Origin of the sequence: Micromonospora vinacea, assembly GCF_015751785.1 — a bacterium.
Taxonomy (GTDB): Bacteria; Actinomycetota; Actinomycetes; order Mycobacteriales; family Micromonosporaceae; genus Micromonospora; species Micromonospora vinacea.
Map to the genome: position 1 here is coordinate 6,300,392 of NZ_JADOTY010000001.1, position 20,543 is coordinate 6,320,934.

Sequence of the window (20,543 nt, forward strand, 5' to 3'; positions counted from 1 at the left end):
CACGAAGGGGCTTGACGTCGACAAACGCAGCCGGTTCAGTGTCTGTCCATTGTCCAGACCACCGTATGGCTGAGTGCGGTGGTCAGCGCGCGGCAGGTGCGGCGAGGCGCAGGAAGACGTAGTCGCTGCCATCTGGACCGGGCCGGCGGTCGCCGTCGGGCTTCCAGCCGAGTTTGCTGTAGAAGGACTGTGCGCGGGTGTTGCGTTCCCACACCTCGAGCAGCCCTGTCGACAGGGATGAGTCCGTGAGGTAGTCGACGAAGCTGGTGTGCAGGCGTGCGCCGATGCCGTTGCCCCAATGGCTGGGTATGACGTGGATCTGGTAGAGCTGGCCCACCGTGCGGGCGTCCATGGTCGGCGAGTTTGGGCGTCCCATGCTCAGGATGCCGACGATCTTGCCGTCTTGAGCGGCGCACTTCACCACCCGGGCCGGTGAGTGCATGGCGCGGGCCCACCCGTCATGGCGTTGCTGCGTCTGCGCCGGGTCGGCGAGGTCGTCGGCGCTGAGTCCTCCGGCGATGTAGTAGGCGGTGCGCGCTTGAGTGTGCACCTCGACAATGCCCTCGACATCTGCAAGCGTGGCTTGTCGGATCATCACAGGGGTGTCCATGCCCTCTGGTCCCATCTGCTGGTCTCGATTTATCCTGCTGGCTCGTGGCCGACAAGGTTGGACTCGGCCCCTCAGCATGCATCCGATCATGAAGTCCCGCTAGGGGTGGGGCCGGCGGCGGTCCAGACCGTCTGGGAGGGGCGCTCGTTGGTGAGCGCTGAGCGGGTCGCGTGCAACGATGCCAGGAGCTGCAGCCGGTCCGCGTCGGCGCTGCCCGGCTCGGCGGTGAAGACGAGCATGACGGAGCCGGGGTTTCCCGGTAGCGGGTAGGTGTCCCAGTCCAGGACGGTGTCGCCTATACCGGGAATCCGGAAGGTCTTGGTACCGCTGACCGACTCACGTACGTCGTGCTGGGCCCACAGCCGCCGAAACTGGGCGCTGCGGATGCTCAGCTCACCAACGATCGCGGCGGCGCGTGGGTGGGTGGGGTCGGTGGCGACGGCGGCGCGCATCATGCCGATGTAGTCCAGAGCCTGCTGCTCCCAGTCCGGGCAGCTACGCTCGCCGGTCAGCGTGTCGTCGAACAGCAGTAGGAGCATGTTGAGCCGGTCGGCAGGGTAGGCGTCCGGGTCGCCGAGCAGCGCCTTCGCCATCGGGTTCCAGTCGAGCAGGTCGAGATGCCGGCCGAGCACGACCGCAGGAGTGTCCATCACCCGCAGCAGGCGCCGTGTGCCCTCCGGCACCCGCTCCGGGTCGCGGTTCACCCGGGCGGGCATCGACCGGCGGGCAGCGTGGGCCAGGGTGAACAGGTGCCGGCGTTCCTTGTGGTCGAGGCCGAGCGCGCCGGCAAGCGCGTCCAGGACGTCGTCGGACGGGCGTACCTCCCGGCCCTGTTCGATCCGCTGGTAGTAGTCAGTGCTCAGCCCGGCCAGCAGGGCCAACTCCTCGCGCCGTAGCCCGGTGACCTTGCGCCGGCCGCCCGGCTCCAAGCCGACGTCGTGCGGACGCAGCCGACTACGCCGAGCGCGTAGGAAGTCGCCGAGCTCACGAGCATACGGATGAAGGCTGTTCATGCCGCAAGTGTGCAGCGGCCCGGACCGCCGAAGGTAGGTCGCTCAGACCTAGGCAACCGAGAACGACTGAACCCATCGGGATCGCTCCTAACGTCGATGGGCCAGCGCACCGACACCTCCAGGAGCAGCAGATGACCGGATGGACCACCGACCACATCCCCGACCAGCACGGCCGGGTTGCCGTCGTGACCGGCGCGAACTCGGGCCTCGGCCTGGTCACCGCCACCGAACTGGCCAGCCACGGCGCCCACGTCGTGCTCGCCGTTCGTCACACTCCCGCCGGCGAGGAGGCCGCCCGCCGGATCGGTGGCGACGTCGAGGTACGTGAGCTGGACCTGGCCTCCCTCTCCTCCGTGCGGACCTTCGCGGCGAAGCTGGCTGGCGACCACCCGGCGATCGACCTGCTGGTCAACAACGCCGGCGTGGTGCTGCTTGGCCCACGTCGCACCTCCGCCGACGGATTCGAACTGCACCTCGCCACCAACATGTTGGGCCACTTCGCACTGACCGGCCTGCTGCTCGGCAACCTGGCCGCGGCGCGGGAAGCCCGCGTGGTCAGTCTCAGCTCGATCACCCACAAGAACGCACACTTGGACTTCAATGACCTGATGTTCGAACACGGCTATCGGGCGGCCACCGCCTACGGCCGGTCCAAGCTCGCCACCACGATCTTCGGCATCGAATTGGACCGCCGCCTGCGGGCCGCCGGAACACCGATCGTAAGCGCCCTGGCCCACCCGGGTCTCACCCGCACCAACCTGACTCCGCGTGCCTGGGAAGACCGTGGCCGATTCGGGCGACTGATCGCGTCGGCCGGCCTGCTGGCAACCCAGCCGGTGGCGCAGGGCGCGCTGCCGCAATTGCGCGCTGCGACCGAGCCCGGTGTGCGGGGTGGCCAGTTCTTCGGCCCGTCCGGGCTCTGGGAGACGCGAGGCAGAGTCACCGAGGCCCGGCTCAGCCAGGAGGCCGCCGACCCGGCCGTCGGCACGCGGCTGTGGGCGGCAGCCGCGGGTCTGACCGGCGTCAACTACCTCTGACCTACGACGGTCACCGGCTGGCCGGTGGCAATCCGCAGCGTCGCGATCAGCCGCCGCACCTGGAGACGCCGGCCAGCACCAGCCATCCCCGGAACAGCAAAGCCTGACCACTTCGACATCTACTGGGAGGTCACACCGCACCGCTCGACGTCGGTGTTGATCATCGTCGGCTCAACCGGCGACGTCCACGACGACCTTGCCCTCGGCGGTGCCGCCGACGACCACGTGGTGGGCGTCCATGACCGTGTCGAGCGTGAACCTGCGTTCGTCCAGTCGGGGGCGCAGCGCGCCGGCGTCGGCCAGCGCCGCGATCTCGCGCAGGATGGTGCCGTGGTGTTCGCGGCCCCGCCCGGTGAGCATCGGCAGCAGAGTGAACACGCCGGAGTACGTCGCGCCACGGAACGATAGCGGAGCGAGCGAGTGTGAGCCCCAGCCCAGCGCGCTGACGACGTGCCCGTGGTAGGTGCGCACCGCCGCGAACGAGGCGTCGAGCGTCGCGCCACCGACGTTGTCCATGACGATGTCGAACCCCTCGCCGCCGGTGTACCTCTCGACGTACTCCTCGACCTTGCTCACTGTGTAGTCGATCGGCACGGCGCCCAGGCTCTCGATCACCCGCATGCTCGCCGGCCCCCCGGTGGCGTACGCCTCGGCGCCGCGCGCCTGGGCGAGTTGCACACCCACGTACCCGACGCCTCCGGCGCCGCCGTGCACCAGCACCTTCTGCCCGGCGCGGACCCCGGCCCGGTCGACCAGCCCTTCCCAGGAGGTGATCGCCGCCAGTGGCAACGCGGCGGCCTCCCGCATCGAGAGGCTCCTCGGCTTGTGGGCCAGCAACCGGGCGTCCACGGCGGCGTACTCGGCCAGCGAGCCCTGCAGGTCGCCGACGCCCCCGCACAGCCCGTACACCTCGTCCCCCGGCTCGAAGCCGGTCACGTCCGCGCCGACCGCCGCAACGACACCGGCAAGGTCCAGGCCGAGCACCGCGGGCAGCTGGACGCGCGCGTGCGCGGCCTTACCTGCCTGGATCTTCGTGTCGAGCGGGTTGACCCCGCTGGCGCCGACCCGCACCAGCACCTGCCCCGCCTCGGGAGTCGGTTGATCGATCTCCTCGATCGTCAGCGGAACGTCGAACTCCCGCAGCAGCGCAGCACGCATGGATTCACACTCTCCGTGGTCGAGACGTCACGTGGACGCTATCGGACCTGATTGCCGGCCGGGGTGGCTTCCTCGGTGACCCGCACGGACGCCCGCCGGAACTTTTGGCCGGCCCGGCCGACCACCCGGATGCCACCGGTCACGGCTGATCGGCTTTTGCCGTCTGAGGAAAAAGATCGTCACCTCTTGTAAAAAGTCTCGGCACAGTGAGGATATTCAGATGCGTCGTCACCCTCAGATTCCTGGGCGGATGGTCTCGGGCCTCCTCGCGCTCCTCCTCGCCTCGGCGGTCGCTCTGCTCGCACCCGCTCAGCCCGCCGCAGCTCACGGGACCCTCGCCGAGTCCACACCGGCGGGGGGCGCCACGGTGCGCGAGCCGGTGACGGCGGTGCGGCTGTTCTTCACCGAGAAGGCCGCCGCCAACGCGTACTTCACCATCACCGCCCCCGGCGGCACCCGGGTCGACAACGGCTGGTCGTACGGGGAACCGAAGCCGCTCGCCAAGCCGGTGCGTGAGTACTTCCTGGTCAACGGGCAGTTCGAGCCACGCGAGTACATGACGGGATTCCCGGCGGTCGTGGCCGTCGCGCATCTGCCCGCCAAGGGCCAGTATTCGGTGAGCTACCTGTCGATGGCGTCCGACGGCGACGCCGTGCGGGGCACTATGACGTTCCGCTACAACGGACCGGTGACGGCGGCACCGCAGGGGTGGACCCCGCCGTCGACCCAGCCGGACCCGGCGCTGCTGGCCGCCACCGAGCAGCACCAGACGTCCGCGCAGGGTTCGGCGGTGCCGACCACGCCCGCCGACCCGTCGACCCCGACGGCCGCGGCGGCTCCGCCAGCCGAGTCGACCGGTGAGAGCGGCCCCGGAGCACGGGCCTGGACCGGCTGGGCGGTGGCGATCGTGGTGGCCGTGGGGTTGGCCGGGTTCGTCGGCTGGCGTCGCCGACCTGCTCGCACCGGCAAACCCACCGGCCGGGGCCGTACCTCGCATGCGACGCCCGCCCGCCGCGGCGCCGGTCCCCGTTCCACGAACAAGACCGTCGGCGCCAGGACCGGCGGCGGTGTCGGCGCGCCCGCCGCCGGGGGCAAGCAGCGACCCAGAACCGTAGCGTCCGCACGGACCGTCGCCACGACGGACGGTGCGTCGACGGACGCTCTCGACTCCGAACCGCGGCCCGACGTGGACGCCGCCGCCGGCACACCGGGGTCGCGGCTGAGCAACGCCCACCTGACGCTGTTCGTCGGTGGGCTGGTGGTGGCCCTGCTGTCCGGCTTCGGATTGGCTCGTATCGCCACCGCCGACGAGAGCCCGGCGACCGGCGACGCACGACCGTCAGCCGGTGGACCGCCCGCCTCGGGGCAGGTGGGCTCCGCGATCGACGGGCACCAACACCCGGCCGGTACGGGTCCGCACACACATCCGGGTGACGGCGGGACGGGGCAGGCGCTGGCAACAGGGACGACGGTCAGCGCCGGTGGGTACGCCCTGCAACCACTGGAGCGGTCCCAATCGCCTGGCGTACGGGCGGACTACCGGTTCCGGATCGTCGGGACCGACCGGCAGGCGGCGACACGCTTCGCGGTCGTCCACGACAAGCCGTTGCACATGATCGTGGTGGGCCGCGACCTGTCCGGCTACCAGCATCTACATCCGACGATGGCACCCGACGGCACCTGGAGTGTTCCCCTGACGCTGGCCCGACCCGGAGGCTACCGCGTCTACGCCGACTTCTCCGTCACCACAGCTGACGGCAAGCAGCAGCCACTCGTGCTGGGCGTCGACCACACCGTGCCCGGCGCGCACAGCCCGACCGCGCTGCCGCCGGCGCAGGCGCAGGCGACGGCTGGTCCGTACGCGGTGTCGATGACCGGCACCCCGACGGTGGGGGTGACGGCGCCGATGCACTTCCAGGTGAGCGCCGATCCGACCAGACCGGCGCAGTTGGAGCCGTACCTGGGCGCGTACGGGCACCTGGTCGTGGTTCGTGAGGGCGACCTCGGCTACGTGCACGTGCACCCGGAGCCGGAGTTGGTCGACGGAACCGTCAAGTTCTGGCTGACCGCGCCGAGTTCGGGGCGGTACCGGGCCTTCTTCGACTTCCAGGTCGCCGGCAAGGTGCACACCGGGGAGTTCACGATCAACATCTCCTGAGTCCGGAACTTTCTCCGAGCTGCGGCCGACCACCCTCCCAGCAGCAACCATCGGAGGAAGAACACATGCGCACCACCAGCCCGAACGCTTCACGCCGCCGGTCGGCCGCCATCCTCGCCGCCGCGATCCTGACTGTGGGTGTCGCCGGTTGCGGCTCGTCCGACTCTCCGTCGACAGCGCAGGCGGGCCCGCCCGCGTCGGCCTCGGCCAACCCGGACGCTGGTGTGCTCGGCATTCGTGACCCGTGGGTGAAGGCGGCCGACAAGGGCATGACGGCGGCCTTCGGGACCCTGGTCAACGACGGCGACAGCGATGTCACGGTGACTGGTGCGACGACCTCCCTGTCGCCGATGGAGCTGCACGAGATGACCATGAAGGACGGCAAGATGGTCATGCAGCAGAAGCAGGGCGGCATCGTGATCAAGGCCAAGGGCACGCACGCCCTGGAGCCCGGCGGCGACCACCTCATGCTGATGAACCTCACCAAGCCCGTCCAGGCCGGCGACGAGTTGGCCTTCACCCTGACCTTCGCCGACGGCAGGACCCAGCAGTTCCGCGCCGTGGCCAAGCCGTTCACCGGCGCGCAGGAGAGCTACGCCCCCGGGCACGTCGAGCCGATGACCGGCACGAGCGCCACGCCGGAGATGAGCATGAGCCCGGCGTCGTGACGCAGACGCCACCCGTCCGGCCGGTGAGCAGGCGTGGCCTTCTCACCGGCGGAGCCTTGGCGGCCGGCGGGGCCCTGGCCGGCGGCGCCGCGATCGCCGCCACCCGTGTGGGGAGGACCAAGCCGCCGTCGGCGACCGCTGCCGACACGACGCTGGCGGCGACCGTCGGCGGGCTGGTCGAGCCGTTCCACGGTGCTCGACAGGCCGGGGTGGCCACCGAACCGCAGGCGCACGCCTCGTTCGTGGCGCTCACAGTGCGGGCCGGCGTCGACCGGGCCGCGCTGGGTCGGATGTTGCGGTTGCTCACCGACGACGCCGCCCGGCTCACCCAGGGCCGGCCCGCGCTGGCCGACACCGAGGCCGAACTCGGGCTGCTGCCGGCACGGTTGACAGTGACCTTCGGCTTCGGGCCCGGCCTCTACCGGGCGGCCGGCGTCGACGACCGCCGGCCAGCATCGGTCAGCGACCTGCCGTCGTTCCGCATCGACCGGCTCCAGCCGGCCTGGTCCGGCGGTGACCTGCTGCTGCAGATCTGCGCCGACGACGCGATCTCCGTCGCCCATGCCCAGCGGGTCCTGATCAAGGACAGCCGACCGTTCGCCACAGTGCGGTGGGTCCAGCAGGGCTTCCGGCGCAGCCCGGGCGTCGAGCCGGGCGGCCACACCCAGCGCAACCTGTTCGGTCAGCTCGACGGCACCGCCAACCCCCGACCCGGCGCGCCCATGGACACCGCCCTCTGGGTCCCGGACGGCCCGGCGTGGCTGCGCGACAGCACCACAGTGGTGGTCCGGCGGATCAGCATGAACATGGAAACCTGGGACCTGCTCGGCCGGACCGACCGTGAACTCGCCGTCGGGCGGCGGCTCGACACCGGCGCCCCGCTCACCGGCACCGCCGAACACGACGAACCCGACTTCGCCGCCACCGACGCCGACGGCCTCACCGTCATCCCCGACTTCTCTCACCTGACCCGCGCGCACGTCACCGACGACCGGCTGAAGATCCTGCGCCGGCCCTACAACTACGACGGGGTGCCGACAGCCGAGGGTCACGCCGACAGCGGATTGATCTTCACCTCGTACCAGGCCGACATCGCCCGGCAGTTCCTGCCCATTCAGCGCCGGCTGGCCGACCGGGACCTGCTCAACGAATGGACCACGCCGATCGGCTCCGCCGTCTTCGCCATCCCGCCCGGATGTCAACCGGGCGGGTGGATCGGCGAGCAGGTGCTGGGATGACCACGCCAACCGTCATGACCGCACCGTCGTCCCGGCCCACCGCTGTCCGGCTCGGCGCGGCGGTGCTGGCCGTCCTCGTGGCGGTGCTCATCCCGGCCAGCCCGGCCTGGGCGCACAACTCGCTCAAGACGGCAGTGCCCGCTCAGGACGCGACGCTGCCGAGCGCACCGACCGCCGTCACGCTCGAATTCATGCAGCGGCTCGACCCCGCGTTCACCACGATCGTGCTCACCGACGCCGCCAAGCGGAAGCTTCCCACCGGCGCACCTGTGGTCACCGGAGCGAAGAGCACGGTCCAGGTGACCGACACCCTGCCGAACGGGACGTACACGGTCGCCTACCGGGTCGTCTCCGTCGACGGGCACCCGGTGCAGGGGTCGTATCCGTTCACTGTGGCCGATCCGACGTCCAGCGCCGCGCCGGTCGCCAACGTCAGCGCGTCGGGGCCGCCCCCATCCGCTGCGGCCGCGAAGTCCGGTGGCGGTCCGAGCGCCGGTGTCCTCGTCGCGGGTGCTGCACTGGCCCTCCTCGTTCTGGCGACGGCTGGGCTGCTGTGGCGGCGGGCGGCCCGACCCGACCAGCCCTGACGTCGGGGACCCGACCTGCCGTCTCCCGGGGAACCACCGGCGTCTCTCCCCCGACTACCAGTCAGGGCCGACGCGACACCTCACCGGGCGACCAGACCAGTACGGGAGACACCTTCGTGCTTCCCGACTCTTCCGATCGGATCACCATGTCTCTCACCGAACTGTCCGGCACGCCGACGCCGGAGCCCGCCACGACCGCTGAGAAACCGGCCCCGCCGGCCCGGCGCACGTCACCGTTCGGCGCGCTGCTGCTGCGGCTGCACTTCTACGTCGGCATCCTCGTCGCCCCGTTCCTGGTGGTCGCCGCACTGACCGGCCTGGCCTACACCACAACCCCGCAACTCGACTCGATCCTCTACGGCGACCAACTGACCGTCGCCCAGGCGGGTGACCGTCAGCTACCACTGGCCGAGCAGATCGGCGCCGCGCGCAACGCGCACCCCGACGGCAGCATCACCACAGTGCAACCCGGCGACGGCGACCGGAGCACCACTGTGGTGTTCTCCCTTCCCGAACTCGGCGAGAACCAGCACACCGTCTACATCAACCCGTACACCGGCGAGTCCCAGGGGCAGCTCACCACCTGGTTCGGGTCCACGCCGGCCACCACCTGGCTGGACGACCTGCACCGCCACCTGCACCTGGGCACTGTGGGCGAGCACTATTCCGAGCTGGCCGCGAGCTGGCTGTGGGTGATGGCGCTCGGCGGGGTCATCCTCTGGTGGCGTCGACGCAGCGCCGCCCGAGCCGCCGCCCGGCACCTGTTCGTGCCGGACCTGTCCACCGGCAAGGGTGTCCGCCGTACCCGGGGATGGCATGCCACCACGGGCATCTGGCTCACAGTCGGCCTGCTCTTCCTCTCGGTCACCGGCCTGACCTGGTCCCGGTACGCCGGCGCGAACTTCGCCGCCGGCCTCGACGCGCTGAACGCCCGCACTCCGGAGATCTCCACCAGCCTCACCGCCGGTCCTCCCGCCCCTGCCGAGACCGGTGGGGGCCATGAGCACGGTGCCGCCGGGGCGGGCGGCGTCGTCGAGTCGGCGGCCTTCGATCGGGTCCTGGCTGTCGCTCGCGGCGCGGGCCTCTCCGGGCCGGTCGAGATCACCCCCGCGCCGGAGCCGGGCTCCGCCTGGACCGTCACGCAGGTCGACAACACCTGGCCGGTCAGGAAGGACCGCATCGCCGTCGACCCGGCCTCCGACACGGTCACCGCCCGCAGCGACTTCGCCGACTGGCCGCTGCTGGCCAAAATGAGCGGCCTCGGCATCCAGGCCCACATGGGAATCCTCTTCGGCCTGGTCAACCAGATCCTGCTCGCCGCGCTCGCCCTCGGCCTGCTCTGCGTCATCTTCTGGGGCTACCGCATGTGGTGGCAACGCCGACCCACCCGCGCCGACCGCCGGGCGATCGCCGGCACCCCGCCAGCCCGAGGCGGCGTACGCGGCCTGCCGCTCTGGGCGCTGCTGATCGGCGTACCGGTGACCGTGGCCATCGGCTGGGCGCTGCCCCTGTTCGGGCTCACAGTGATCGCCTTCCTCGTCATCGACGTGGTGGTGGGTGCGGTGTCTCGACGCCGACGACCTGCCGCGGCTCCCACCTCCCCGGCACCCGCGGGGAGCTGATCCACCGATCCGGCCGTCCGTCCTCCGGCGGACGGCCGGACGCCTCGCTCAGATGACCACCTGTTTGGTGTTCGGCAGGCTGTCGACTATCGACTTCTGCACGTTGATCGTGTCGGCGATGACCTCGTGGGGGGTGTTGGCCATCCACTGCATCACCGAGATGTCCTCGAACCGGGGATGGCGGAACATCTCCAGGAACACCAGTGGCTCGTCGCCGGTGTTCTCGATGTAGTGGCCGTACGCGAACGGGACGTAACCCACGTCGCCGGCCTGGAAGTCGAACGTCCGAGCCGCGGCCTGCGAGGCGAAGACACCCATCCGCCCGGTGCCGGAGATGTAGTACTGCCACTCGTCGGTGGTGGGATGCCAGTGGAGCTCGCGCATCCCTCCCGGCTCGACCTCCACCAGGGCCGCGGCGGTGGTCACCGAGGCGGCGAAGTTGGTCGAGTCGGTGATCCGGACTGTTCCGCCGCGGAAACGCTGTGGGGTCTGCGCGAGCATCCGGTGTTTGAAGCTTCGGGGGATGTCGCCGGTCGGGCTGACCACCCGGTCCTGTTGCAGGGGCGGCGGGACGTCGCCCTGGAAGATGTACTTCTCCCGCTCGGGCAGGTTCTCCATCTGTTCCAGCGTCCAGCCGAAGTTCTTGGCAAGGACGTGTCGAGGCGTGTGGGCGAAGAAGTCGCTGAGCAGGAACGTGTTGTTCTCCGAGAACGCGCCGTCGTCGAAGACCAACAGGAACTGCGCGCCGTCTTCCAACGCCTGGATGTTGTGCGGCACACCCTGCGGAAAGAACCACAGATCGCCCGCCTTCACGTCCTCGATGAAGTTGCGGCCCTCGTGGTCGACGGCGCTGATCCGGCAGCTGCCGCTGAGCATGTACGCCCACTCCGACTGCTGGTGCCAGTGGATCTCCCGGTACGCGCCGGGCTCGAGACCGAACTGGACGCCGGACAACTGACTGGCGATCGGAAGGTCGCGGCTGGTGACCTCCCGGGTCCAGCCGCCCTTCTCCACCCGGGTGTGCGCCTGCGAGAACGAGAACTTGAGGTTGGGAACCAGCCGACTGTCGGTCGTCGGTGGAACCAGGAGGTCCGGGTTCTGCCGCTCGAGCTCGACGTTACGGCCCGCGAAGGGCGCGGCGCCCTGGTCGCCGCGCCGCGGCTCGGGATCGCTGTTCGCCATGGTCGCTGTCTCCTCACTCGGGTTGGATCGGACTGGGTGCGGGAACGGATCCGCCTCGCAGCCGCAGCCGGGACGTGATCCCCAGCAGGGCACGCACTCCGGGCCAGCCGTACTGGACCGCGATCGCTACCGGAACCGCCGCCGCGATCGCCATCAGCACCAGGCGGGTCCACGCCGGAGCGTGACCGCCGGCCCCGGTGCCGGCGTAGAGGACGAACATCAGCAGTACGACCCGGAGTCGACGCAGACCGGGAAGTTCGGTGAGCTGGGCCATGGTTCGATGATCGGCGTCGAACACCGCACGTCGCATCACGTGATCGCGCCATTACCGCAGGTCAAATCCCGGACGGCGGGGGCATTCGGCGCAATCCCGCCGGTTCGTCCATCCAGTCGCCCGTACCTGCCGGCATGGCTAGGCTCGGTCGCAGGACGGCATTTCGACGCGCCTGGTACCAACCGGGGAGAACGCCATTGTCCGAATCACCCTTCAACGCCGGAACGCTTCCGGCCGACGGCTTCACCACCGACGCCGAGCAACGACGGCATCGGCTGTTCGCCACGGCGGACCAGCTCCGGCTGGCCGGACGCGGGATGGAGGCGCTCCACGTCCTGGCGGCGGAGATCGCCACGAGTCGCGACGGCGAGCGCCACCGCGCCCACCTGCTCGGGCGGCTGGCGCAGATCGTGGCACTGGAGCAGCCGACCATCGCCCTCGCCGGCCTCCGGGAGGCGCTGAACCTCCGATTGGACGCCGGCAGCCGCGGCACCCTGCTCGCGCTGGTCGCCACGATCGCGGCCCGCACGGGGCATCCGGACACCGATGCCCTGCTCCGCGACGCTGGCACCGCGCACGCCGCTTCGGGTACTCAGGCATCCGCTCGCCACCTCGCCCTCGGCCGAGCCGCCCGCTCGCTCGCGCACGGTGATCTGCCGGGCGCCCAGGCTGTGCTGGCGGCCCTGGACCCGGACTCCTGGGCGGCACGCGCCGACGCCCCGTCCATCCGGGCGGAACGGATCCTCGTGCAGCTCGGCCTGGGCCGGCACCAGGACGCGCAGGCCGCGACCCGCCAGGCGCCCGACGTCTCACTCACCGGGCTGACCGCGCTGGACTGCCTGCGCATGGTGGCGGTGGGAGAGCTGCCCGAGGCGGCCGCTCTGGCCGTCACGACGCTCAGCTCCGGCTCGGCGGACCTCAGTAGGGAGGTTCGTGCCCTGTTGGTCGCGGTGATCGGCGAGGTCCGCTACCGCCGTGGCGAACACGACGACGCGCGCGCCATCCTCCGCGCCAGCCTCGCCGAGGACCGATGGCCCGACCGTACGATGTGGACGTTCGCGTTCTGTGTGGCGGTGCGCGACAGCGCCTTCAGCGAGCCGGCCGGCCTGCTCACCACTGTCGTCGCCGACCTGCACCGGTCGGTCCGGTCGCTCCTGCCCGTGCCGCACTTCGGCCCCCGACTGGTACGCGCGGCGGTGGCCGCAGGCGACGTCCGGGCCGCCCGCCGGGTCACCGAACTGGTCGAGCTGGTGTCCACCCGTACGCCGGTGCCGCTGTGGCACGCGCTGGCCGACCAGAGCCGGGGGTTGCGCGACGGCGACCCGGACGCCCTCCGGTCGGCGGTGGACCAGCTGCGCACCACCGCAGCCCGGCCGGCGCTGGCCGACGCGTTGCTCGACCTCGCGAACAACCCCCGGGCGCGAACCGGGGAGGCGCGCGATGCCGCGCACGAGGCGGCTGCCCTCTACGCCCGGATCGGCGCCCCTGGTGACCAGGCGATCGCGGACCGGCGCTACGCCGACCTCGCCGCCCGCCCACAGCGCCGGCCGTCGATCGACGAGCAGCCGAGCCAGGGCATCGGCGCGCTCACCCCCGCCGAGGAGCGGGTGGCCGAGATGCTCGCCTCCGGCGCCACGAAGAAGGAGGCGGCCAGGAGCCTCTTCGTCTCCTTCCACACCGTGGACACCCAACTCCGCTCCATATACCACAAGCTGGGCATTCACAATCGGATGCAGTTGGTGCGGGCCTGGGAACGGACCAGACGATAATCAGCCGATGACCGCGCCAGCCGACCTGACCCCGCTCGCCGAGGCCGTGGAGTGCGAATTCATGTACTCCTACGAGTCGCAGGCGCCCGGGCCCACGTACACCGATCTCGGGATCGCGACCACCCGCGTCGGCGGCGGTGTCGCCCTCGCCATGCGCAACGATCCCTCTGGCGGGTACTGGAGCAAGGCCCTCGGCTTCGGCACCACCGAGCCGTTCACCGTGCAGGTCCTGGATCGCGTCCTCGACTTCTACCGGGAGCGGGGCGTCGACCAGGCAGTGCTCCAGCTTGTCCCGTCGGTGCTGCCCGCGGGCTTCGACGAGGTCGCCGCCGCGCGCGGGCTTGAGCCGGGAAGCACCTGGATCAAGCTCGCCGCCCGACCCGAGGACGTCGCCCCGGCGCAGACCCGCCTTCGCGTCGCCCCCGTGCCGGCGGCCGAGGCGCGGCGCTGGGCCGACGTGCTGCTCACCGGGTTCGGCATGCCGACCGGTGGGCTCACCGACATGCTGGCCGCGACGGTCGGCCGGCCGGCGTGGCGACCGTACGCCGCCTGGGACGACGGCGACCTGGTGGCGGGCGGCAACCTGTTCCTGCACGACGACGCCGCGTCGCTCAACGCCGCCGCGACGGCCTCCGGTCACCGCGGCCTCGGGGCGCAGTCGGCGCTGATCGCCGCCCGCGCCCGAGCCGCGGCCGAGGCGGGATGCCGGTGGCTGTTCGCCGAGACCGGAAAGCCCGCGCCCGGCCAGCAGAACCCGTCGCTGAACAACATGCGCCGGGCTGGGCTGGTGCCGCTCTACGAACGCCGCAACTGGGTCTGGCGAGCAGCGTCCTGAACCCACCCGCCGGGGTTCACTTCTCGCTGTCGAGCAGGGCCATCATCGCGGTCGCGTACCGCTGGCCGGAGGCGGCGCCGGCCGGCACGGCACGTTCGATCTCGTTCAACGCGTCCTGGTCGAGCACCACATCGACAGCGGCCAGGGACTCGGCCAGCCGGTCGCGTCGCCGCGCCCCGACCAACGGCACGACCTGTTCGCCCTGCGCCGCCACCCAGGCGATCGCCACCTGACTCGTCGTCGCCCCCAGCCGCTGCGCCACCCGGCCGAGCGCGTCCACCAGGCGCAGGTTCGCGGCCAGGTGCTCGCCCTGGAACCGTGGGCTGTTCGCCCGGAAGTCCGTGCCGGTCAGCGCACGGTCGGCAGACCAGTGGCCACTGAGCAGACCCCGGGACAGCACCCCGTAGGCGGTCAGCCCGATGCCCAACTCCCGCAGCGCCGGCAGGATGGTGGCCTCCGGGCCCCGGGAGAGCAGCGAGTACTCGATCTGGACGTCGCTGATCGGCGCCACCGCAGCGGCCCTGCGGATGCTGTCCGCGCCCACCTCGGAGAGCCCGATGTGCCGGATGTAGCCGGCCTGCTGCATCTCGAGCAGCGCGCCCACGGTCTCCTCGATCGGCACCTGCGGGTTCAGCCGCGACGGCCGGTAGATGTCGATGTGGTCGGTGCCCAACCGTCGCAGCGAGTACGCCAGCCGGTCCTTCACCGCCGCCGCCGACACGTCGTACGGTGCCGCCTGGAAGCCGCCGTCGGGTGTCCGGCGTGCGCCGAACTTCACGCTGAGCACCACCTCGTCGCGGCGACGCTCGCGCAGCACCCGGCCGATCAGCAGCTCGTTGTGACCCGATCCGTAGAAGTCCGCGGTGTCGATCAGGTTCACACCGGCGTCGATCGCCGCATGCAACGTCGCGACGCTCTCCGCCTCGTCGGCCGGCCCGTACAGGTCGGACATGCCCATGGCGCCGAGCCCGATGGTCGACACCTCCGGCCCGGAGGCACCCAACCGTCGCCGTCGTAGACCCGTCATGTCGCTCGTCTCCTTCGGTCGTCGTCGCGGTGCGTCGTGGTGTCCGGGCACCGCTGTGTACGCTGTGTCCATATAACCAGCAAGTAGACAGCGTGTCCATATAACCGGAGGACCAGTGGCCGAGCTCACGCCGGATGCCCAGACGCCAGCACGACGCGGTCGCGGCCGTCGCCCCGCCGACCAGGTACGCGCGGAGATCCTCACGGCCGCCGGTGAACTCCTGCTGGCCGAGGGCATGGCCGGCTTCACCATCGAGAAGGTCGCGGCCCGCGCCGGAGCCAGCCGGATGACCATCTACAAGTGGTGGCCGTCCAAGGGCGCGCTCGCCCTGGACGGCTACTTCACAGTCGTCGCGCCCACCCTGGCCTTCCCCGACACCGCCGACATCGTCGCCGACCTGACCAACCAGCTCGTCGCCTTCGTCCACCTGGTGCGGGACACCACCGCCGGTCGGGTCATCAGCCAGCTCATCGGGCAGGCCCAGACCGACCCGGAACTGGCCGCTGCCTACCGCGAGCGCTACTCCGGCCCCCGTCGGGCCCTCGCCGTCGAAACCCTCACCCGGGCCATGGCCCGGGGGCAGCTACGCGCCGACATCGATCCCGAATCCGTCGTCGACCAACTCTGGGGCGCCTGCTACCACCGGCTCCTCATCGCCGACCTGCCGCTCACCGAGGACTTCGCCCGCACCCTGGTCGACAACCTCATCCGCGGACTGCGCTGACCGGCCGGCGGTGACGCCCCGGGGGCCCATGCCACGGATCGACCGGACCCTACGGGCGCCTTTCCGGGGACCCCGAGGTGGGTCAGTCCCCTTGACCTCCGGCGGGCCCCTCCCCCGGGTCGGGCGGGCACCGACGCTTGAGCAACTCGGCGAAGCGGCGCGTGGCGGGGCTGATCGCCTCCCCCGTGGGGAACACGAAGTCCAGGCGGCGCTCCATCCGCACGTCGGCGAGCGGGATCAGCCGGATGCCGAGCTGACGTCGATAGTGCCCAAAGTCCAAGCCGGCGGGGACCAGGGACACGCCGACGCCGGCGTTGACCAGGTCGAGCACGCTCGTCCACTCGTTGACCTCACAGACGATCCGCCGCGAGAGGTTCGCGGCCTGGAACGCCTCGTCGACCAACACCCGGACCGCCCAGTTGACGGGCGTGTCCACGAATCGTTCGCCGTCCAGGTCGGACAGCCGGACCGTACTGTCACCCGCCAGCGGATGATCATTGGAGCAGGCCAGCACCACTGGATCGGAGATCATCTGGATGGCGGACAATCCGCTGGTCTGCGGGGCCGAGAGCAGCGCGCAGTCCAACTCACCGCTTCGCACCATCTCCAGCATCCGTAGCGTCGCATCCTGTGTGACGACGATGGTGACTCCTGGGTAGGTGTGGGCGAATTCGGCCAGCCAGGCGTTGAAGGGCAGGGTGTGCCCGACACTGTTGATGGTTCCGATTCGTAGCCGTCCCGAGAGTGTGCCTTCGACGTCCTGGACGACCTGCCGGGCTGCGGCCGCCGCCTCCAGTGCGCGCCGAGCCGCTCCGACGAGTGCGTCACCCGCTGCGGTCAGCCGCACCGGCCGGGTCCCCCGTACGAACAGCGGCGCCCCGACATCCCTCTCCAGCGCCCGGATCGACGTGGACAGCCCGGACTGCACGATCAGCTCTCGTGCGGCCGCGCGGGTGAAGCTCCGTTCCTCAGCGAGGGCGACGAAGTGCCGCAGGTTTCGCAGTTCCACACACGCACATTATCTCCTGCAGAGATGCGCACCATCTCAACCATGTCTGCCGGACCTGAATAGGTTCTGACCAGCTCTCCTGTTGTCGATGGCATGACCGTCATCGCTCCGCCACGACACCGGATCGCAGTGGATACGTGCCCGAGACGGGGCACCGGAGCACAAGAAGTCGAAGACAAAGGAGTCTTACCATGTCTGTTTTTGCCACGCATGAAGGCCGGGTGGCTGTCGTTACCGGTGCAGGCCGGGGTATCGGTCAGGCCATCGCGAAGCGTCTCGCCGATGCCGGCGCGACGGTCGTCGCGGTCGACCTGAAGAGCCCGGCAGAGACGGTGGACCTGCTCACCAGTAGTGGCCACACGGCGATTGGTCTCACGGCCGACGTCTCCGATCCGGAGCAGACAGCGGCGGTCGGCGCCGAGGTCATCCGCCGGTTTGGCCGGGTGGACATCCTGGTGAACAACGCCGGTATCTTCCCGTTCTGGGACATTGAGGAGCTCGACTACGACAAGTGGCGGCGGGTGCTCACGGTCAACCTCGACTCGCAGTTCCTGATGGTCAAGGCCGTTCTGCCAGGAATGAAGAAGGGTGGTTGGGGTCGGATCGTGAACCTGACCTCGAACTCGATCGTCACCGCGGCTCCTGGTCTGTCGCACTACATGGCGAGCAAGATGGGCAACATCGGGTTCAGCCGGGGTCTGGCCAACGACCTCGCCCCCTTCGGTATCACCGTGAACGCGGTCGGCCCGACCCTGACGATTACCCCGGGCGTGCGGGAGGTCCACCCGCCGGAAACCCTCGCGGCGGTCGCCCAGGCCCAGGCGATCAAGCGCAGCGGCCAGCCGGACGACCTGGTCGGGACCATCGCGTTCCTCACCAGCGACGACGCGGCCTTCGTCACCGGTCAGACGATCATGGCCGACGGCGGCCTCGCCCGCTGACATGCGATCACGGCCACCTGCGAGCGCCACCGGCATCCGCCGGTGGCGCTCGCGCCGTGCGCCGGCCCCTGCCGCGCAGGGGCATCGAGCCGGACCACCAACCCCGGAGCAGCGGCCACCAACGCCGGTTACGGACCGAGGGCATCACCGGTGACCGGCGCGCGCCGTTGCGGCTCACTCGGGCGGCTTGGCCCCCGACTGCTCGCTGACCATGTACTCCGCGTACCAGTCGGGCCAGTTCTCGTCATGCTCGCCGGTGCGCTCTTCGTGTTCGCCGTGGGCAGCGGCGGCGCGTCGAAGCGCCCCGGCCAGGTCGCTCGCGGAGCCGAAGGACGTCAGGCCCCCTTCGATGCGTCCAGGGAGCCTGGTCGTGATCTCCTGCATCAGCCAGGTGTTGCCGTCCGGATCGCGCAGCGTGGCGCGCGAGAAGTAGCTGCGCCGCTGCGGGTCCGGCCCGTCGACCGGGCCGTCCGGGCTGACGTGGAAGACGTCGCCGACCTCGACACCGGCGGCGACGAGCGCGTCGTGGGCCGCCTCGATGTCGGACACGATCAGGTACGCCATGGCCGAGCCGGGTGCCGCCGACGTGAGCCCGGGACCGAACTGCACGGAGCACGCGGAGCCGTGCGGCGTCAACTGCACGATGCCGGGCGGGGTCTGGTCGAGCCGCCACCCGAGGCGCTCGTAGAACGCCTTCGCCCGGTCGACATCCGACACCGGGATGACGATCACTTCGAGTTTGACGTCGAGGCTCTCGATCCGCGACGTCGCGCTCGCCTCGCCCTGGGCCACCTTCGGGCTCATCGCCCCTCCCTCTCTGATCATCACGCCACTGCTGGCGTCAGTGCTCGGCTCCGGCTTCCCGGCCTCAACCCGGTGCCATCCTGGTGGCCCTGCGTACCCCCAACAGGGCGGCCAAAGCGAGCAGGATGACGGCGACGGAGTACTCGTCGGCGGTCCGCGGCAGGCCGCCGGCGTAGACCACGAGGAAGCCGGCGATCACCGTGGGGAGACCGAAACCGACGTAGCAGACGACATAGAGCACTGACAGCACACTGGCGCGTTGGTGCGCCTCGACCAGCGGCATGACCGTCTTGAGGCTGCCCTGGAAGCCGCTGCCGAAGCCCACGCCCCCCAGCGCGAGGCCGACGAAGAAGCCCGGGACGGACTGCGCCATGACCGACACCACCGTGACGATCATCCCCAGGATGAGCGCGGCGATCCCGGTCAGAATCACGGTCCGCGCGGCGGTGTTGCGCTGCACCAGCACGGCGATCGACCCGAAGACGGCGAAGACGAAGAGGACCAGACCGCCGACCACGATCGACGTGTTCATGAGACTGCGGACGAGCGCCGGGCCGAGCGCGCCGAAGAACCCGGCCAGCGCCCAGACCGCGAAGAGCACCGGGACGACGACCAGGACCGGCTGGCGCACCGAGCGGGGCAGCGTGACGTCCGGTCGCAGGCTGCGTCGGGCTCCGGCCATCGGGGTGACCGTCTCCGGCATCAGCGCGACCCCGACGGCCTGGATCAGCAGGATGACGAGCAGGACGACGTACACCAGTCGCGTCGGTGCGGGTAGGAACTGGATGAGCAGCGCCGAGAGCAGGGCACCGCTCCCGGTTCCGATGCCGGGGGCGATCGAGTTCGCGAGCGTGCCCCGGGCACGGTCGATGTCGAGCATGGCGGCGCCCACGGCGCCGGTGGCGGCGCCGGCAGCCAGTCCCTGCACGAGGCGGGCGACCAGCAGGGCCGCGACGCCGTTGGCGAAGATGAAGACGACCAGCGCGAGCATCTGCACCGCGATCGCGACGGCCAGCACCGGCCGCCGACCGACGTGATCGGACAACCTGCCGAACGTGAGCAGCGACGCCAGCACCGCGAGCGCGTAGACGGCGAACACCACTGTCGTGGTGACCGGCGAGAAGTGCCAGCGTTCCTGGTACAGGCCGTAGAGCGGGGTCGGGGCCGCCGACGCGGCCAGGAAGGACACCAGGATCGACGCCAGCAGCACCAGGGAGACCGTCGGTGTGAGTCGGGCCCGCCCCGCGTTAGGCATGTCGGTGCTCCTCGGCTGCGTGAAAAGCGGTCAGCCTGGGCGTTCCGCCGACCCCCGGGGCCACGGCGGCGTACCCGGTTGGCGACGGCACATGCCAGCTCAGCCCTCGGTGTCCTGGCCGGTCGCCGGGAGGCTCGCCACGCCACGGGCCAGCGCGTCCCGGAAGTCGCGGTACCGATCGGGGCCGAGCGTGTCGGCGAGTTTCTGCTCGATCAGGTGCACGAAGCCGTCGGAGGCCGCCATGAAGCTGAGGCCCCGATCCGTCGGCACGATCAGCTTCGCCCGGCGGTCGGCCGGGTCGGGCGTACGCCGGACGTAGCCCAGCCGTTCCAACTCGTCGAGGATCGCGCCCATCGTCTGCTTGTTGCGGCCGGCCAGCCGGGCCAGTTCGCCGGGTCTGGTGCCCTCGGCGTCCAGGTAAGCGAGGACGGCGCCGTGGCGGGGTCGGACGTCGTCGAACCCCTGCTCCGCCGAGCGTCGGAAGATCTCCCGCTGGACACGCGCGGAGAGCTGCACGGCCAGGATCCCGAGGTCGGGGTCCTGCTCCTTCAGTGTGCTGCGCTTCATAATTTGGTCCAATCATTGGACGGTACAACTTATGGACTATATCGTCGCTGGCGGCGACCGTGGTC

General features: G+C 70.6%; 20 protein-coding genes. 10 read left to right on the top strand and 10 right to left on the bottom strand.

Annotated features, from left to right (window positions below; all coding sequences use genetic code 11):
- Window positions 1-82: 82 nt before the first annotated feature.
- Window positions 83-610, bottom strand: coding sequence for a GNAT family N-acetyltransferase (locus tag IW249_RS29450; protein ID WP_196923762.1), 528 nt, complete (start codon window positions 608-610; stop codon window positions 83-85).
- An 86-nt stretch (window positions 611-696) separates the two neighbouring features.
- On the bottom strand, window positions 697-1,623 hold the full coding sequence (locus tag IW249_RS29455; RefSeq protein ID WP_196923763.1) for a helix-turn-helix transcriptional regulator: 927 nt from the start codon (window positions 1,621-1,623) through the stop codon (window positions 697-699).
- Window positions 1,624-1,754: 131 nt separating this feature from the next.
- Here IW249_RS29455 and IW249_RS29460 point away from each other — a divergent pair, with 131 nt between their 5' ends.
- Entirely contained in the window at window positions 1,755-2,660 is a 906-nt protein-coding gene (locus tag IW249_RS29460; RefSeq protein WP_196923764.1) for an oxidoreductase, read from the top strand.
- Between the two features lie 171 nt (window positions 2,661-2,831).
- On the opposite strand, the gene IW249_RS29465 is transcribed toward IW249_RS29460, so the two are convergent.
- On the bottom strand, window positions 2,832-3,818 hold the full coding sequence (locus tag IW249_RS29465) for a zinc-dependent alcohol dehydrogenase family protein (protein ID WP_196923765.1): 987 nt from the start codon (window positions 3,816-3,818) through the stop codon (window positions 2,832-2,834).
- 220 nt (window positions 3,819-4,038) lie between these two features.
- Between IW249_RS29465 and IW249_RS29470 the strand changes: the two genes are divergently transcribed.
- From IW249_RS29470 to IW249_RS29490, 5 genes are all read left to right on the top strand, one after another.
- A complete protein-coding gene (locus tag IW249_RS29470) occupies window positions 4,039-5,976 on the top strand; it encodes a copper resistance CopC family protein (RefSeq protein WP_196923766.1) in 1,938 nt (645 codons plus the stop codon).
- Between the two features lie 65 nt (window positions 5,977-6,041).
- A complete protein-coding gene (locus IW249_RS29475; RefSeq protein ID WP_196923767.1) occupies window positions 6,042-6,644 on the top strand; it encodes a copper chaperone PCu(A)C in 603 nt (200 codons plus the stop codon).
- Between the two features lie 23 nt (window positions 6,645-6,667).
- Window positions 6,668-7,882 (top strand): Dyp-type peroxidase, encoded by a 1,215-nt coding sequence (locus tag IW249_RS29480; RefSeq protein WP_196923768.1) that lies wholly within the window; start codon window positions 6,668-6,670, stop codon window positions 7,880-7,882.
- A complete protein-coding gene (locus IW249_RS29485; protein WP_231392699.1) occupies window positions 7,879-8,469 on the top strand; it encodes a copper resistance CopC family protein in 591 nt (196 codons plus the stop codon). The genes IW249_RS29480 and IW249_RS29485 overlap by 4 nt, the downstream gene beginning before the upstream one ends.
- Window positions 8,470-8,615: 146 nt before the next feature.
- The gene (locus tag IW249_RS29490) at window positions 8,616-10,091 is read left to right on the top strand and encodes a PepSY-associated TM helix domain-containing protein (protein WP_196923769.1); all 1,476 of its coding nucleotides are present in this window, start codon (window positions 8,616-8,618) and stop codon (window positions 10,089-10,091) included.
- 48 nt (window positions 10,092-10,139) lie between these two features.
- Here the strand turns inward: IW249_RS29490 and IW249_RS29495 are convergent, their stop codons facing one another.
- Window positions 10,140-11,273 carry a cupin domain-containing protein gene (locus tag IW249_RS29495; protein WP_112588791.1) on the bottom strand — a complete coding sequence of 378 codons (1,134 nt, stop codon included), beginning with the start codon at window positions 11,271-11,273 and terminating at the stop codon, window positions 10,140-10,142.
- 13 nt (window positions 11,274-11,286) lie between these two features.
- Window positions 11,287-11,547 carry a hypothetical protein gene (locus IW249_RS29500; RefSeq protein ID WP_196923770.1) on the bottom strand — a complete coding sequence of 87 codons (261 nt, stop codon included), beginning with the start codon at window positions 11,545-11,547 and terminating at the stop codon, window positions 11,287-11,289.
- A gap of 197 nt (window positions 11,548-11,744) precedes the next feature.
- Here IW249_RS29500 and IW249_RS29505 point away from each other — a divergent pair, with 197 nt between their 5' ends.
- Window positions 11,745-13,316 carry a helix-turn-helix domain-containing protein gene (locus IW249_RS29505; RefSeq protein WP_196923771.1) on the top strand — a complete coding sequence of 524 codons (1,572 nt, stop codon included), beginning with the start codon at window positions 11,745-11,747 and terminating at the stop codon, window positions 13,314-13,316.
- Window positions 13,317-13,323: 7 nt separating this feature from the next.
- The gene (locus IW249_RS29510; RefSeq protein WP_196923772.1) at window positions 13,324-14,151 is read left to right on the top strand and encodes a GNAT family N-acetyltransferase; all 828 of its coding nucleotides are present in this window, start codon (window positions 13,324-13,326) and stop codon (window positions 14,149-14,151) included.
- 16 nt (window positions 14,152-14,167) lie between these two features.
- Here the strand turns inward: IW249_RS29510 and IW249_RS29515 are convergent, their stop codons facing one another.
- The gene (locus IW249_RS29515; protein ID WP_196923773.1) at window positions 14,168-15,178 is read right to left on the bottom strand and encodes an aldo/keto reductase; all 1,011 of its coding nucleotides are present in this window, start codon (window positions 15,176-15,178) and stop codon (window positions 14,168-14,170) included.
- Window positions 15,179-15,293: 115 nt separating this feature from the next.
- Between IW249_RS29515 and IW249_RS35090 the strand changes: the two genes are divergently transcribed.
- A complete protein-coding gene (locus tag IW249_RS35090) occupies window positions 15,294-15,902 on the top strand; it encodes a TetR/AcrR family transcriptional regulator (RefSeq protein ID WP_307788749.1) in 609 nt (202 codons plus the stop codon).
- 82 nt (window positions 15,903-15,984) lie between these two features.
- Here the strand turns inward: IW249_RS35090 and IW249_RS29525 are convergent, their stop codons facing one another.
- On the bottom strand, window positions 15,985-16,911 hold the full coding sequence (locus IW249_RS29525; protein WP_196923774.1) for a LysR family transcriptional regulator: 927 nt from the start codon (window positions 16,909-16,911) through the stop codon (window positions 15,985-15,987).
- 137 nt (window positions 16,912-17,048) lie between these two features.
- Between IW249_RS29525 and IW249_RS29530 the strand changes: the two genes are divergently transcribed.
- A complete protein-coding gene (locus tag IW249_RS29530; protein ID WP_196923775.1) occupies window positions 17,049-17,852 on the top strand; it encodes an SDR family NAD(P)-dependent oxidoreductase in 804 nt (267 codons plus the stop codon).
- 174 nt (window positions 17,853-18,026) lie between these two features.
- Here IW249_RS29530 and IW249_RS29535 read toward each other — a convergent pair whose 3' ends face one another.
- The 3 genes from IW249_RS29535 to IW249_RS29545 form a co-directional block, all read right to left on the bottom strand.
- Window positions 18,027-18,656 carry a VOC family protein gene (locus tag IW249_RS29535; protein WP_196923776.1) on the bottom strand — a complete coding sequence of 210 codons (630 nt, stop codon included), beginning with the start codon at window positions 18,654-18,656 and terminating at the stop codon, window positions 18,027-18,029.
- 64 nt (window positions 18,657-18,720) lie between these two features.
- Window positions 18,721-19,911, bottom strand: coding sequence for an MFS transporter (locus IW249_RS29540; protein WP_196923777.1), 1,191 nt, complete (start codon window positions 19,909-19,911; stop codon window positions 18,721-18,723).
- 99 nt (window positions 19,912-20,010) lie between these two features.
- Window positions 20,011-20,478 (bottom strand): MarR family winged helix-turn-helix transcriptional regulator, encoded by a 468-nt coding sequence (locus IW249_RS29545; protein WP_196923778.1) that lies wholly within the window; start codon window positions 20,476-20,478, stop codon window positions 20,011-20,013.
- Window positions 20,479-20,543 lie beyond the last annotated feature (65 nt).